Annotated in this window: 12 protein-coding genes, 1 rRNA gene and 1 pseudogene; 2 read left to right on the forward strand and 12 right to left on the reverse strand. The window is 71.5% G+C overall.

The annotated features are described in order from the left end of the window. Positions 1–13 precede the first annotated feature (13 nt). From QFZ76_RS12470 to QFZ76_RS12490, 5 genes are all read right to left on the reverse strand, one after another. On the reverse strand, positions 14–1,324 hold the full coding sequence (locus QFZ76_RS12470; protein ID WP_307673777.1) for an alpha-amylase family protein: 1,311 nt from the start codon (positions 1,322–1,324) through the stop codon (positions 14–16). 79 nt (positions 1,325–1,403) lie between these two features. Beyond that, positions 1,404–3,122, reverse strand: coding sequence for a DNA repair protein RecN (gene recN, locus QFZ76_RS12475; RefSeq protein ID WP_307679994.1), 1,719 nt, complete (start codon positions 3,120–3,122; stop codon positions 1,404–1,406). 177 nt (positions 3,123–3,299) lie between these two features. After that, positions 3,300–4,205: an NAD kinase gene (locus QFZ76_RS12480; RefSeq protein ID WP_266442047.1), complete on the reverse strand. Its 906-nt coding sequence runs from the start codon at positions 4,203–4,205 to the stop codon at positions 3,300–3,302. Then, on the reverse strand, positions 4,202–5,017 hold the full coding sequence (locus QFZ76_RS12485) for a TlyA family RNA methyltransferase (RefSeq protein ID WP_307673778.1): 816 nt from the start codon (positions 5,015–5,017) through the stop codon (positions 4,202–4,204). The genes QFZ76_RS12480 and QFZ76_RS12485 overlap by 4 nt, the downstream gene beginning before the upstream one ends. A gap of 7 nt (positions 5,018–5,024) precedes the next feature. Beyond that, entirely contained in the window at positions 5,025–5,309 is a 285-nt protein-coding gene (locus QFZ76_RS12490; RefSeq protein ID WP_307673779.1) for a hypothetical protein, read from the reverse strand. A 42-nt stretch (positions 5,310–5,351) separates the two neighbouring features. Here QFZ76_RS12490 and QFZ76_RS12495 point away from each other — a divergent pair, with 42 nt between their 5' ends. Beyond that, positions 5,352–5,699: an SCP2 sterol-binding domain-containing protein gene (locus QFZ76_RS12495; protein WP_307673780.1), complete on the forward strand. Its 348-nt coding sequence runs from the start codon at positions 5,352–5,354 to the stop codon at positions 5,697–5,699. Here the strand turns inward: QFZ76_RS12495 and QFZ76_RS12500 are convergent. The 4 genes from QFZ76_RS12500 to QFZ76_RS12515 all read right to left on the reverse strand — a co-directional run bounded on the left by QFZ76_RS12500 (position 5,683) and on the right by QFZ76_RS12515 (position 9,774). After that, entirely contained in the window at positions 5,683–6,588 is a 906-nt protein-coding gene (locus tag QFZ76_RS12500) for an ABC transporter ATP-binding protein (RefSeq protein ID WP_307673781.1), read from the reverse strand. The genes QFZ76_RS12495 and QFZ76_RS12500 overlap by 17 nt on opposite strands. Then, positions 6,585–7,622: an iron chelate uptake ABC transporter family permease subunit gene (locus QFZ76_RS12505; RefSeq protein WP_307673782.1), complete on the reverse strand. Its 1,038-nt coding sequence runs from the start codon at positions 7,620–7,622 to the stop codon at positions 6,585–6,587. Before QFZ76_RS12505 ends, QFZ76_RS12500 begins: the two co-directional genes overlap by 4 nt. Beyond that, positions 7,619–8,662: an iron ABC transporter permease gene (locus QFZ76_RS12510; protein WP_307673783.1), complete on the reverse strand. Its 1,044-nt coding sequence runs from the start codon at positions 8,660–8,662 to the stop codon at positions 7,619–7,621. The genes QFZ76_RS12505 and QFZ76_RS12510 overlap by 4 nt, the downstream gene beginning before the upstream one ends. An 83-nt stretch (positions 8,663–8,745) precedes the next feature. Further along, positions 8,746–9,774, reverse strand: a complete 1,029-nt coding sequence (locus QFZ76_RS12515) for an HAD hydrolase-like protein (protein WP_307673784.1) — start codon at positions 9,772–9,774, stop codon at positions 8,746–8,748. Positions 9,775–9,848: 74 nt separating this feature from the next. Between QFZ76_RS12515 and QFZ76_RS12520 the strand changes: the two genes are divergently transcribed. Next, a complete protein-coding gene (locus QFZ76_RS12520; RefSeq protein WP_307673785.1) occupies positions 9,849–11,141 on the forward strand; it encodes a DUF1015 domain-containing protein in 1,293 nt (430 codons plus the stop codon). A gap of 54 nt (positions 11,142–11,195) precedes the next feature. On the opposite strand, the gene QFZ76_RS12525 is transcribed toward QFZ76_RS12520, so the two are convergent. The 3 genes and pseudogenes from QFZ76_RS12525 to rrf all read right to left on the reverse strand — a co-directional run bounded on the left by QFZ76_RS12525 (position 11,196) and on the right by rrf (position 13,516). Next, complete coding sequence (locus QFZ76_RS12525) at positions 11,196–12,005, reverse strand: hypothetical protein (RefSeq protein ID WP_307679995.1); 810 nt, start codon at positions 12,003–12,005, stop codon at positions 11,196–11,198. A 21-nt stretch (positions 12,006–12,026) separates the two neighbouring features. Then, a pseudogene (locus tag QFZ76_RS12530) lies at positions 12,027–13,271 on the reverse strand (hypothetical protein); the annotation flags it as partial. A 128-nt stretch (positions 13,272–13,399) separates the two neighbouring features. Further along, positions 13,400–13,516, reverse strand: a 5S ribosomal RNA gene (gene rrf / locus QFZ76_RS12535). Positions 13,517–13,602 lie beyond the last annotated feature (86 nt).

Raw genomic sequence — 13,602 nt, forward strand, 5'->3', positions numbered from 1 at the left:
GCCCGCGTGCGCGTCAGGTGCCCGCCGCCGTGGCGACGGACCAGCCGAGCGGCGGCAGGGACACGGATCCGGTGGCGGGGTCGATGACGGGATCGCCCGCCGCGTGCGTCCAGTGAGCGGGGGGAACACGGCCCGCGGCGGGCTCCGTACCGAAGTTGAGCGCGACGGCGACGGCCGCGCCGGTGCCGGGATCGTCGGCGGTGTAGGTGAGCACCGCGTCGCCGAGGGTGTGGACCTGGGTCCGGGCGCGTACGAGCCACGAGTGACGTCGCCGGATGCCCACCAGGCTCTGGTGGAGCCGCTGGACGGACAGCCCTTCGGCGCCGAGACCCGACGGGTCGGCGGGAAAGGCCGGCCGGATCGCGTCGTCCCCGCCCTCGCGCTCCTCCTTGACGCCCTGCCAGGCGCGTTCGTCGCCGGCGTAGACGGACGGGATCCCGCCGACGGTGAACAGCACCGTGAGGGCGTGCGCCAGCTGCCCGGGCTCACGCAGGCGGCTGGCGATGCGGGTGACGTCGTGATTGCCGACGAACGTCTGCGGCGCGAAGACGTCCAGCATGGCGTTGTGGCGCCGGAGCGCCCAGGCGAGCTCGTGCGGGTTGGCGTCGTTCAGCGAGCTCCAGATCGCCTTCCACAGTTCGTACTGCGTCACGGAGTCCAGCCCGCCCTCGGTGACGTACTCGGCGTAGTCGCCGTGGATCACCTCGCCGCTGAACCAGGCTTCGGGATGCCGGGCCCGGACGCGGTCGGTGACGGTGCGCCAGAAGGCCGGGGGGACGGCGTACGCGGCGTCCAGCCGCCAGCCGGAGACACCCCGGTCGAGCCAGTGGCCGAGGACGGCGACGACGTGGTCGGCGACGGCGGGGGAAGCGTGGTTCAGGGCCACCAGATGACGGTGGCCCTCGAAGGTGCGGAAGTCGTCCCCTTCGGGGACGAACCAGTCGGCGTACGCCGAGGCCGTGCCGTGTCGTGCCACGTCGGCGAAGGGACGGAAGGACCGGCCCACATGGTTGAAGACGCCGTCCAGCAGGACCCGCACCCCACGGGAGGCGGCGCGCTCGACGAGCTCGGTCAGGTCCTGCTCGGTGCCCAGACGGGGATCGATCCGGAAGTGGTCGGTCGTGTCGTAGCCGTGGGTCTCGGAGGCGAAGACCGGGCCCAGGGCGAGGCCGTTGCAGCCCAGCGCGATCAGGTGGTCCAGCCAGTCGGCGAGGGCGGGCAGCCGGTGGCGCGGAGGCTCGCCCGGGGGCAGGGCGGTGCGCTCCGCGCCGAGGAAGCCCAGCGGATGGATGTGCCACCAGATGGCGTGGTCGGACCAGGACACGCAGCCTCCGTCAGCTCGGTGGGGTCGTACGGCCGGGCGCGACGGCCGTAGGAAGGGTGACCGGCGTCCGGTCAGCTCGTCACAGGTCCGCCCTGGCCGTCGCCAGCAACTCCTCCGCGTGTGCCCGGGCCGTCTGGGAGTCCTCCTGACCGGCGAGCATCCGGGACAGCTCCCGGACCCGCTCCTCGCCCTCCAGCACCTTCACACCGGACCGGGTCACGGACCCGTCGTTGGTCTTCTCCACCAGCAACTGCCGGTCGGCGAAGGCGGCCACCTGCGGCAGGTGCGTCACGACGACGACCTGCGCGGTCTTCGCGAGCCGGGCCAACCGCCGCCCGATCTCCACCGCGGCCTTGCCGCCGACACCGGCGTCGACCTCGTCGAAGAGATAGGTCGGCACGGGATCGGTCCCGGCGAAGACGACCTCCACCGCCAGCATCACGCGCGACAGCTCACCACCGGACGCGCCCTTGGCGATCGGCCGGGGCGGCGCCCCCGGATGCGGGGCCAGCAGCAGCTCGACCTCGTCGACACCGGCCGGCCCGTACGCGACCGTACGCCCGCCGACCTCGACGCCCTCCGGATCCTCGGTCTGCCGGATGTCGAAGGACACGCGCGCGTGCGGCATGGCCAGCGAGGCCAGCTCGGCGGTCACGGCGGCCGCGAACCGCTCGGCGGCTTCCGTCCGCGCGTCCGTCAAGGCCTGCGCCAGCCCGCCCAGTTCGGTCCGCAGCGCGTCCCGCTCGGCGGTCAGCTCCCCGATCCGTTCGTCGTCGCCGTCCAGCTCGGTGAGCCGCGCGGCGCTGCGCTCGGCCCAGTCCAGCACCAAGGCGACGTTCTCGCCGTACTTCCGCGTCAGCGCGGTCAGCGCGGCCCGCCGCTCCTCGACGGCCGCCAGCCGCAGTGGATCGGCGTCCAGGTCGTCGGCGTACCCGGCGAGTTCCCCCGCCACGTCACCGAGCAGGATCCCGATCTCCCCGATCCGGTCGGCGAGCTGGGCCAGCGCCGGGTCGTACGAGCGCACGGCGTCCAGGGCCCGCTGCGCGCCCGCGACGAGCGTGGCGGCGTCGATGCCCTCGGGATCCTCCGGATTGCCGGCCACCGCGGCGTGAGCGGCCGTGGCGGCGGACGACAGGGCCTCCGCGTGCCCGAGCCGCTCCGCCTCCTCCGCCAGCTCCACGTCCTCGCCGGCGCGCGGCTCGACGCCGGCGATCTCGTCGAGGCCGTAACGCAGCATGTCGGCCTCCTGGGCCCGCTCACGCGCGCGCGTGGTGATCTCGTCGAGCTCGACGGAGACCGCCCGCAGCCGCCGGTAGGCCTCGGTGTACTTGGCCAGCGGCCCGGCCACCGCACCCCCCGCGTACCGGTCCAGCGCCTGCCGCTGCCGGGACAGCTTCAGCAGCCCCTGCTGGTCGGTCTGCCCGTGCACGGCCACCAGCTCGTCGGCGAGCTCGGCGAGCACCCCCACGGGTACGCTGCGCCCGCCCAGGTGCGCCCGGGACCGCCCTTCGGCGGAAACGGTACGGCTGATCAGCAGTGCCCCGTCGTCGAGCTCCGCGCCGGCCTCCTCGGCCCGTACGGCGGCCGTGTCGCCGGCGGACACACTGATCCGCCCCTCCACGACCGCGTTCTTGGCCCCGATCCGCACGAGCGCCGCGTCGGCACGACCACCGAGCAACAGCCCCAGGCTGGTGACCACCATGGTCTTGCCGGCACCCGTCTCACCCGTGACAGCGGTGAACCCGGGCGACAGCTCGACGACCGCGTCGTCGATGACTCCGAGCGACCGTATCCGCATTTCCTCCAGCACGGACACGACCTTACGAGGTCAGGGTGGGGAAGTGCGACGCCCCCCGACCCTGACATGTGAAGGTGCAGGTAACGAATGCGCACCGACCTCGCATGTCACCCAGGTGAGTGGACGTCCATAAGGGGCGCGGGGCTGTATCGCTACCCCGCAACCCCTCCGGTAGCGCTAGTGCGGCGCCCCGCGCCATCCAGACACCGGCAACGCGAACTTCGCCACAAGCCGATCAGTGAATGACGCGTGATGCAGTCGAGCAAGCCGCACCGGCACAGCCCCCCGCCGCACCTCGACCCGCGCCCCCGGCGGCAACTCCACGGTCCGCCGCCCGTCACACCACAGCACACCCGGCGGAATGTGCGGCAGCACCTCCACCGCCAGCACGGAGTCCGGCGAGGTCACCAACGGCTTCGCGAACAGCGCGTGCGCACTGATCGGCACCATCAGCAAGGCCTCGACCTCGGGCCACACCACCGGCCCACCCGCCGAGAACGCATACGCCGTGGACCCCGTCGGGGTGGACAGCACAATCCCGTCGCACCCGAACCCGGTGACCGGCCGCCCGTCGATCTCCAGGACGACTTCCAGCAGCTTCTCGGCACCGGCCTTCTGCACGGCCGCCTCGTTCAGGGCCCAGTCCGTATGCACGATGTCGCCGTTGCGATGCACGACGACATCGACGGTCATCCGCTCCTCGACCTCGTACGCCTTCGTCGCCACCCGCTCGACGACCTTGTCGAGATCGTCCCGCTCGGCCTCCGCGAGGAACCCGACGCGCCCCAGGTTGACGCCCAGCATCGGCACTCCGGAGGCCCGCGCGAACTCGGCCCCCCGCAACAGCGTCCCGTCACCCCCGAGGACGATCAGCAACTCGCATCCGTCGAGGCACTGCGGAGTCGCCTCCTTGACCAGCTCCACCTCTTCGGGCAGCGGCAGATCCAGCGCCTCCGCCTCCAGCACACGCACGCCGATACCTTCGCGCAGCAGCCCCTTCACCACCAGTTCGGCGCTGCGGATCGCCGCGGGCCGCCCGGTGTGGGCCAGCAGGAAAACAGTACGAGCTCGGTTCTGTGTCAACGCGGCCCCTCCGCCACTGCACGATCAACGTCGGCCGGGTCCAGTTCGGGTGCACCCGACCGCAGCCACAGAAAATACTCGACATTCCCGGACGGGCCGGGCAAGGGGCTGGCGGTGACACCCTTCACGCCGAGCCCCAGTTCCCACGCCCGCCGGGCCACCGCGCACACGGCCTCGGCGCGCAGCTGCGGACTCCGTACGACTCCCCCACTGCCCAGCCGCTCCTTCCCCACCTCGAACTGCGGCTTGACCATCATCACCAGATCGGCGTCCGGCTTCACGCACCGCACCAGGGCGGGCAGCACCAGTCCGAGCGGGATGAAGGACAGATCCCCCACGACAAGATCCACAGGCTCCCCATCGATCACTTCAAGCGTCAACTCGCGTACGTTCGTACGGTCCTTGACGGTGACGCGTTCATCGCTCTGAAGAGACCAGGCGAGTTGTCCGTAGCCGACGTCGACGGCGACGACGTGCGCGGCCCCCGACCGCAGCAGCACATCCGTGAAACCGCCGGTGGAGGCCCCTGCGTCCAGCGCCCGCCGCCCCTCGACGACCAGCCCCTGCGGTACGAACGCCTCGAGCGCGCCGGCGAGCTTGTGGCCGCCGCGCGAGACGTAGTCGGGATCGCCGTCGTCGACCGCGACCACGATCGCCGCGGCGGTCTCCACCTGCGTGGCCGGCTTGGTCGCGACGGCCTTGCCGACGGTGACCCGCCCCGCGGCGATCAGCTGGCTCGCGTGCTCGCGCGAGCGCGCCAGCTTCCGGCGGACCAGCTCCGCGTCGAGACGACGGCGTGCGACTCCTGCCACGTTCGGTTCAGCTCCTGCTTGCGTACGGCGATGGGGGCGCCGGAGGTCCCGGGCGGGCGTCGAGCGCGGTGAGCGCGTCACGCAGCCCCCGGTGTACATCCTCGTACACCTCGACGTGTCCGTCGGTGGCGAGGTGGTCGGCATCGGCGAGCCGCTCCAGCTGGGCGTCGACCTCGGCGTTGCCGGTGGGAGTGCGGGGCACGTTCAGCGGGGCGGGGGCGGCGGGGTCGTGATCGGCCTGCGCCTCCGCCGTCCCCTGGGGGGTCTCCGTCTCCGGAACAGAGTCGCTCATGCCCAGACGCTACCTCGAACAGCTGCGGTACCGTCGAGCGCGATGGCCACGATCGAGGAGTGCCGCGCCGCACTCGAGAAGCTCTCGGACAACATGCAGACCGCCGAGGGTGACGCCGCCACGGCGGCCGCCCTGGACCGCTCGGTCAGCTGCCGCATCACCGACCTGGACATCACGTTCGTCGGCCGCATGACGGGCGGCCGGATCGTGGTCCAGGACACGCTGCAGGGCCCGCCGCCGGAAAAGGCCCAGATCAGACTGACCCTGGCCGGAGACGACCTGGTCGCCATGGTGAACGGCGAGCTGAACTTCGCGAAGGCCTGGGGCTCGGGCCGGGTGAAGCTGGAGGCAGGCCTCAGGGACCTGCTCCGCCTCAGGAAGCTTCTGTAGCGGCCACCTTCTCCACGTCGGCCTTCGCGTCCGTACGCGCCTTCCGCGCCGCCGGCACCACCAGCGGCGTGCCCGTCTCCGGGTCGTCGATGACCTGGCAGCGCAGCCCGAAGACCTCCTGGACCAGGTCCGCGGTGACGATGTCGTTCGGCGCCCCCTCGGCGATGATCCTGCCGTCCTTCAGGGCGATCAGGTGCGTGGCGTACCGGGCGGCGTGGTTGAGGTCGTGCAGCACGGCGACCAGCGTGCGGCCCTGCTCCTCGTGCAGCTCGGCGCACAGGTCGAGGACGTCGATCTGGTGCTGGATGTCGAGGTAGGTCGTCGGCTCGTCGAGCAGCAGCAGCGGTGTCTGCTGGGCGAGCGCCATCGCGATCCACACCCGCTGCCGCTGACCGCCGGACAGCTCGTCGACATACCGGTCGGCGAGTTCGGCCACCCCGGTCTGGGTCATCGACTCCTGTACGACCCGCTCGTCCTCGGTGGACCACTGGCGCAGGATGCCCTGGTGCGGGTAGCGGCCGCGGCCGACGAGGTCGGCGACGGTGATGCCGTCGGGCGCGATCGACGACTGCGGGAGCAGCCCGAGGGTGCGCGCGACCTTCTTCGCCGGCATCGACTGGATGACGTTGCCGTCGAGGAGCACCCGCCCCTGGTTCGGCTTCAGCATCCGTGACAGCGCCCGCAGCAGCGTGGACTTGCCGCACGCGTTCGGGCCGACGATCACGGTGAAGGAGTTGTCGGGTATCTCGACCGACAACTCCTCGGCGATGACCCGCTGGTCGTAGGCGAGGGTCACGTTCTCGGCGGACAGGCGGTTCACAGTGCTCCTTCGGGTGTTCTCGTTCGCCGTGCCGCGCGTCTCGGGCCGGGATTCCTTCTGCGGGCTCATATCCGGCCCGCCTTTCGCTCGGTGACCAGCAGCCACAGCAGGTAGACGCCGCCGAGGACACCGGTGACCACGCCCACGGGCACCTGGTCGGCGCCGAAGGTGCGCTGCGAGATCCAGTCGGCGGTGACCAGGAGGGCGGCGCCCATGCACAGGGACGGCAGCAGGTTCGGGCCGGGCGAGCGGGTCAGCCGGCGGGCCAGCTGCGGTGCGGTGAGCGCCACGAAGCTGACGGGACCGGCGGCCGCGGTGGCGGTCGCGGTGAGCAGGACGGCGGCGACCAGCAGGAGCAGCCGTACGCGCTCGACACGCACCCCGAGGGCGTACGACACGTCGTCGCCCATCTCCATCATCCGCAGCCCGCGCGCATTGGCGAGGACGAACGGCACGAGCACGCCGCACAGCATGAGCAGCGGCCAGACCTGGTCCCAGTCACGCCCGTTGAGCGACCCCGTCATCCAGACGACCGCACGGGCGGCGTCCACGATGTCGGACACGGTGAGCAGATAGCCGTTGATCGCGGTGACGATCGCGGAGACACCGATACCGACCAGGACCAGTCGGTAGCCGTGCACACCCCGCTTCCAGGCGAGCAGATAGATGGCGAACCCGGTCGCGAGACCGCCCACGAGCGCGCCGAGGGTGACCTGCGCCGCACTGCCGGAGAACAGCACGATCATCACGAGGGCGCCGGCCGTGGCTCCCTGCCCGAGCCCGAGCACGTCCGGACTGCCCAGCGGATTGCGGGAGATGGCCTGGAACAGCGCCCCCCCGACCCCCAGCGAAGCGCCCACCAGGAGCCCGACGAGAACCCGCGGCAACCGCAGTTCGTTGACGATGAACTCCTGGCCCGCGTTGCCGTCGCCGGCGAGCGTTCTGAGCACGTCGGCGGCCGGGATCGGGAAGTCGCCGGTGCCGATCAGCACGACGCTCGCGGCGAGCGCGCAGAGCAGCAGCAGGGCCACGACGGTGACGGCACGGACGTCCACACGGAGCGAGAGCCCGCCCGGCGTCCTGATGGCACGGTTGGTCTTCACAGCTGCGCCGTCCTCCGCCGTCGTACGAGATAGATGAAGACCGGGCCGCCGATGATCGCGGTGACGATGCCGACCTGGAGCTCCGAGGGCCGGGCGATGATCCGGCCGATGACATCGGCACCGAGCAGCAGCACCGGCGACAGGATGGTCGCGTACGGCAGGATCCAGCGCAGGTCGGGCCCCGTAAAGGACCGGACGACGTGCGGCACCATCAGCCCGACGAACATGATCGGCCCGCACGCGGCGGTCGCCGCCCCGCACAGCACGGTCGCGGAGAGCATGGCCAGCGCCCGGGTGCGGTTCAGGTTGGCGCCGAGGGCCTTGGCGGTGTCGTCGCCCATCTCCATGGCGTTCAGCGGCCGGGCCAGCGAGAGCGCGAGGAGCGTGCCCACCGCGATGAACGGCAGGACCTGGAGGATGGCCGAGTCGCTCGCCGAGGACAGCGAACCGACGGTCCAGAAGCGCATCCTGGACAGCGCCACGTCGTCCAGGATCATCACGGCCTGGAGATAGCCGTAGAGCGCGGCGCTGATCGCGGTGCCGGCGAGCGCCAGCCGCACCGGTGTCGCTCCCCGGCTGCCGCCGAGGAACCAGACCAGCGCCCCGACCACCGCCGCGCCGGCGAACGCGAACCAGACATAACCGCTCAGCGAGGTGACGCCGAAGAACGTGATGGCGGTGACGACCGCGGCGGACGCACCCGCGTTGATGCCGAGCAGTCCGGGATCGGCCAGCGGATTGCGCGTGAGCGCCTGGAGCACGGCCCCTGCCAGGCCGAGCGCGGCACCGACGAGCAGCCCCAGTACCGTTCGCGAGATCCGGTCGGCGACCACGACGTCGCCGTATGTCCCCGTGTCCTGGAACAGGCCGTGCCAGACCTGCCCCATGGACAACGCCTTCGCGCCGATCGCGATGCTCGCCAGCGCGACCAGCACCAGGATCACCACGGAGACGAGCAGCCCAATGGCTCGTATCGCCCGGCGGGTTGGGGGCGCGGGGGCGGTCTCCGCGCGCTGTTCGGGAGGACTGTCTACCAACACGCAGTTAGGTTAGCCTACCCTCGCATTCAGCCACGATTCCCCTGCGTGGGGTGGAAGCGTTCGTGACGCGGCACCCCGACGGCTCACAAACCCAGTCGTGCCAGCGCCTTCCCCCCGTCCAGTGCGCATACGCCTTCCCCGGCCGCCGTCCAGGCCGCCGCGCACAGCGCACGCAAGCCGTCCAGAGGCTCACCGTCACCGTCGAGTTCCAGCTGCTCGGGGCCAGCCACCGCCGTCCATCCACCGCACCGGAACCCGTCGCCCTCCTCGGTGACTTCGGGCTGCCCGGTGAGCATCCCCCGCAGATCGGCGTCGACATACGTCGGCCGGTGCTGCGGCGGCGCGGCGAGCAACTGCGGGCCGTCCGTCACCCCGGTCAGGACGAGCAGCGAGTCGACCTCCCCGTTGAACGCGCCCTCGATGTCCGTGTCCAGCCGGTCCCCCACCACCAGCGGCCGCTGCGCACCGGTCCGCAGAACCGTCTCCCGGTGCATGGGCGGCAACGGCTTGCCCGCCACCTGCGGTTCGGCGCCCGTGGCGATCCGTACCACCTCCACCGCCGCGCCGTTGCCCGGCGCGATCCCGCGTGCGCTCGGAATCGTCAGATCGGTGTTGGACGCGAACCACGGAACTCCGCGCGCGATGGCGTAACACGCCTCCGCGAAACGCCCCCAGGGCAGTTCGGGCCCGCCGTACCCCTGCACGACCGCCACCGGCTCGTCGTCCGCCGACTCCACCGGCTCGAGGCCGCGCTCCCGCAGCGCCACCCGCAGCCCCTCCCCGCCGATCACCAGCACCCGCGCGCCTGCCGGGACCTGCTCGGCGATCAGCCGGGCGACCGCCTGCGCGGAGGTGATGACGTCCGACGCCTCCGTCGGTATGCCCAGCTCGGTGAGGTGGCCGGCCACGGTGTCAGGCGTCCGCAGCGCGTTGTTGGTGACGTACGCGAGATGCATCCCGCCCGCGCGGGCGGTGGCGAGCGACTCGACGGCGTACGCGATCGCATTCCCGCCCGCGTACACCACCCCGTCCAGGTCGAGCAGCGCCGTGTCGTACGCCTCGCTCAGGGCCTGCCCACTGCCCTCGGGCTTCGTCCTGACGCCCTGGCTCATTCCGCATCGCTCCTTGGTGTGGCTGGCTTTCCCCCGATCATCCCCCATGCCACTGACACCCGTACGATGCCGGGATGAACACAGCAGGCCACTCGGAAGCAACGACGCGCCGGGGCCTGGAACTCACCCCGTTCCGAGGCCTGCGCTACGACCCCGACCGGGTGGGCAGCCTGGCCGCCGTGACCTCCCCGCCGTACGACGTCGTGGTCCGCCCCGACGGCCTGCACCATCTCCAGTCCGCCGACCCGTACAACATCGTCAGGCTGATCCTGCCCCAGGCCGCCACCCCCAGCATCCGCAACGAACAGGCCGCCGACACCCTGCGCCGCTGGCTCTCCGAAGGCATCCTGACGACCGACACCGAACCCGGCCTGTACGTCTACGAGCAGCGCGACGGCGACGGCATGCTCCAGCGCGGCATCATCGGCGCCCTGCGCCTGTCGGAGCCCTCGGAGGGCGTCGTCCTGCCCCACGAGGACGTCATGCCGCACGTGGTCGCCGACCGCGCCGCCCTGATGCGCGCCACCTCCGCCAACCTGGAGCCGCTGCTCCTGACGTACCGCGGAAATGGTTCGGCGTCCGCCACCGCCGAGGCCGTCGAACGCACCGCCGCACAGCCCCCGCTGCTCGCCACCACCACAGAGGACGGCTTCAGTCACCGCCTGTGGTCGGTCACCGACCCCGCCGAGCTGGCCCGCATCCGCTCCGACCTGGCCGATCGCCAGGCCTTGATCGCCGACGGCCACCACCGCTGGGCCACCTACCGGCGGCTACGCGCGGAGCACCCCTCTCCCAGCCCCTGGGACTACGGCCTGGTCCTCCTCGTCGACACAGCCCGCTATCCCCTGCGCGTCCGCGCCATTCACCGCCTTCTGCACGGCCTGCCGGTCGCGGAGGCCCTGGCGGCCCTGGAGGGCCACTTCCGCATCCATCGCCTGGAACTGCCGTTGGCCGAGGCCCTGGACGCCCTGGCCGGCGCCGCCTGCTCGGGCAACGCCTTCCTGCTGGCCGGCGACGGCGCCTTCCATCTCGTCGACCGCCCGGACCCGGCCCTGCTGGCCCGCACGATCCCCACGGACCGCCCGGCGGCCTGGCGCACGCTGGACGCGACGGTCCTGCACGCCACGCTCCTCGACCACGTCTGGCACATCCCCGAGGACTCCCCCGCCCACATCGCCTACATACACGACACGGCCGCCACGGTCGCGAAGGCGGAACGCGACGGCGGGACGGCGGTCCTGATGCACCCGGTCCGCGAGGAGGTCGTACGCGACCTCGCCCGCCAGGGCGTCACCATGCCCCGCAAGTCGACGTCGTTCGGCCCGAAGCCGGCCTCGGGCCTGGTGCTGCGCGCGCTGGACGTCTGAACATGCGAAAGGGCGGGACCCCGGTCAGGGGCCCCGCCCTTTCACTCAGCGACGTCAGTCCTTGTGGTCGTCCTTGTCGTCGTCAGCCTCGGAGTCCTCAGCGACCTCGACGGCCTGCGCGGGCGCCTCCTGAGACACAGCGTCGTCCTCAGCCTCCGCCTCAGCTTCAGCCTCCGCCTCGCTCTCGTCGAAGGCGTCGACGAACTCCACCCCGTCCATCTCGGCAAGCCGGTCCGACGCGTCCGTGCTGCCGTCCTTATCGGCCTCCGCGGCCTTCGCGAACCACTCCCGTGCCTCGCCCTCACGGCCGGCCGCCAGCAGCGCGTCCGCGTAGGCGTACCGCAGCCGCGCGGTCCACGGCTGTACGGAGTTGGAGGCCAGCTCCGGGCTCTGCAGCGTCACGATGGCCGCGTCGAGCTGATCCATGTCACGCCGAGCGCCGGCCGCGACGAGCCGCATCTCGACCTGCCCGGCCTTGTCCAGCTTGTGCACCTCGGGCGCCCCGGCCATGTCCAGCGCCTTCTCCGGCCGCCCGAGCCCACGCTCGCAGTCCGCCATGACGGGCCACAGGTCGACACCGCCGGTCATCCGCCGCGCCGCCCTGAACTCCGCGAGCGCCTCGCTGTACTTCTGGTTCGCGTACGCCGCGAACCCGCCGGCCTCGCGTACGGCAGCTACCCGCGACGCCAGCCGCAGAGCCACCTTCGAGTAGGCGTACGCCGCCTCGGGGTCCTCGTCGATGAGCCGCGCCACCATCACCAGGTTCTTGGCGACGTCCTCGGCAAGCCCCTTCGGCAGACTCTGCAGCTCCTGACGTACGTCCTTGTCGATCTCCTCGCCCGTGACGTCCTCCGGGATCGGCAGCCGCTTGATGGGCTCCCGGTCGCGGTCGCGCTCGTCCCGGAAACGCCCGCCACCACGCCGGTCGTCACCGCCACGGAAGCCGCCGGGACGTCCGCCACGGTCGTCACGCCGGTCGTCACGACGCGGCCCACGGGGGCCGCCGCCACGGTCGTCCCGGCCCCGGTACCCGCCGCGGTCTCCACCCTGCTGACCGCGGCTGTCGTCACGACGGACTCCACCGCGGTTGTCGTCGCGCCGGTCGTCACGCCGGAAACCACCGCGGTCATCGCCCCGGCGGTCATCACGGCGGTCGTCCCGCCGCTCATCGCTGCGGAAGCCACCGCGATCGCCACGATCGCCACGGTCACCTCGGTCGTCCCGGCGGACTCCACGGTCACGGTCATCGCTGCGGAAGGAGGGACGGTCGCCGCGGTCGTCACGACGGAAGCCGCCCCGGTCACCGCCATCACGGCGATCATCGCGCCGGTCATCCCGACGGTCGTCACGGCGAGCGAAACCACCACGGTCATCGCCCCGACGATCGTCACGCCGACCAGTGAACCCACCACGATTGTCATCGCGCCGGAAGCCACCGCGATTGTCGTCCCGACGCTCTACGCGCTCCCCACGCTCGTCACGCCGGAAGGGCGGACGGTCACCGTCACGCCGGAAGCCACCGCGGTCCCCACGGTCGTCACGCCGCGGCCCAGCGGGACGGTCGTCCCGGCGCGGCCCGGCCGAACGGTCATCGCGACGCGGCGCCGCGGGACGGTCATCCCGGCGCGGCCCGGCCGAACGGTCGTCCCGACGCGGCGCCGCGGGACGATCGTCACGGCGCGGCCCGGCGGGACGGTCATCACGGCGGAACGCCGGACGTGGCCCACGGTCGCCCTCTCGACGGTCATCGCGCCGACCACCGCTGTACCCGCCACGGTTGTCGTCACGCCGGAAGCCACCGCGGTCCCCACGGTCATCGCGGCGCGGTCCTGCGGGACGGTCGTCACGGCGCGGAGACGCTCCGCGATTGTCGTCACGGCGGAAACCACCGCGGTCCCCACGGTCATCGCCTCGCCGGTCATCACGGCGATCATCGCGACGGACATAACTACCGCGGTCGTTACCGCCACGGTCGGAACCGCCCCGGTCGTTGTCCCGGCGGTCATTGTCGCGGCGGACACCGCCACGGTCTCCGCGGTAACCGCCGCGGTCGCCCCGGTCGCCGCGGTCACCACTGTCCCGTCGCCGCTGGTCGCGCTCCGGTCGGTCGTCGGGAGAGTTGGTGGACATCGGTGACTCCTGTCTTCGGTACTGCAAGTTCATTCTCGCGCAACCGAGTACCCGGCGCGCTCCGGAAAAACAAAAAGGACCCCTGGTCCCCAGCTGAACGCTGGGGACCAGGGGTCCTTCCAAAGATTGTTCGGCGGCGTCCTACTCTCCCACAGGGTCCCCCCTGCAGTACCATCGGCGCTGTAAGGCTTAGCTTCCGGGTTCGAAATGTAACCGGGCGTTTCCCTCACGCTATAACCACCGAAACCCTATTGGTTTCGAGCGAACAAGCACACTTTTCAGTTTTGCGTTCTGCTCAAAGCCGGCAACGGTCGTTGCCTCAGAACTAACA

The organism is Streptomyces sp. V4I2, assembly GCF_030817655.1.
In the GTDB taxonomy this organism is placed as follows: domain Bacteria; phylum Actinomycetota; class Actinomycetes; order Streptomycetales; family Streptomycetaceae; genus Streptomyces; species Streptomyces plumbiresistens.

What these genes read in the sequence shown, in the direction of transcription:
- recN (WP_307679994.1), bottom strand. Translation starts at nt 3,122, where the DNA reads ATGCGGATACGGTCGCTCGGAGTCATCGACGACGCGGTCGTCGAGCTG.
- QFZ76_RS12490 (WP_307673779.1), bottom strand. Translation starts at nt 5,309, where the DNA reads ATGAGCGACTCTGTTCCGGAGACGGAGACCCCCCAGGGGACGGCGGAG.
- QFZ76_RS12495 (WP_307673780.1), top strand. Translation starts at nt 5,352, where the DNA reads ATGGCCACGATCGAGGAGTGCCGCGCCGCACTCGAGAAGCTCTCGGAC.
- QFZ76_RS12500 (WP_307673781.1), bottom strand. Translation starts at nt 6,588, where the DNA reads ATGAGCCCGCAGAAGGAATCCCGGCCCGAGACGCGCGGCACGGCGAAC.
- QFZ76_RS12515 (WP_307673784.1), bottom strand. Translation starts at nt 9,774, where the DNA reads ATGAGCCAGGGCGTCAGGACGAAGCCCGAGGGCAGTGGGCAGGCCCTG.
- QFZ76_RS12520 (WP_307673785.1), top strand. Translation starts at nt 9,849, where the DNA reads ATGAACACAGCAGGCCACTCGGAAGCAACGACGCGCCGGGGCCTGGAA.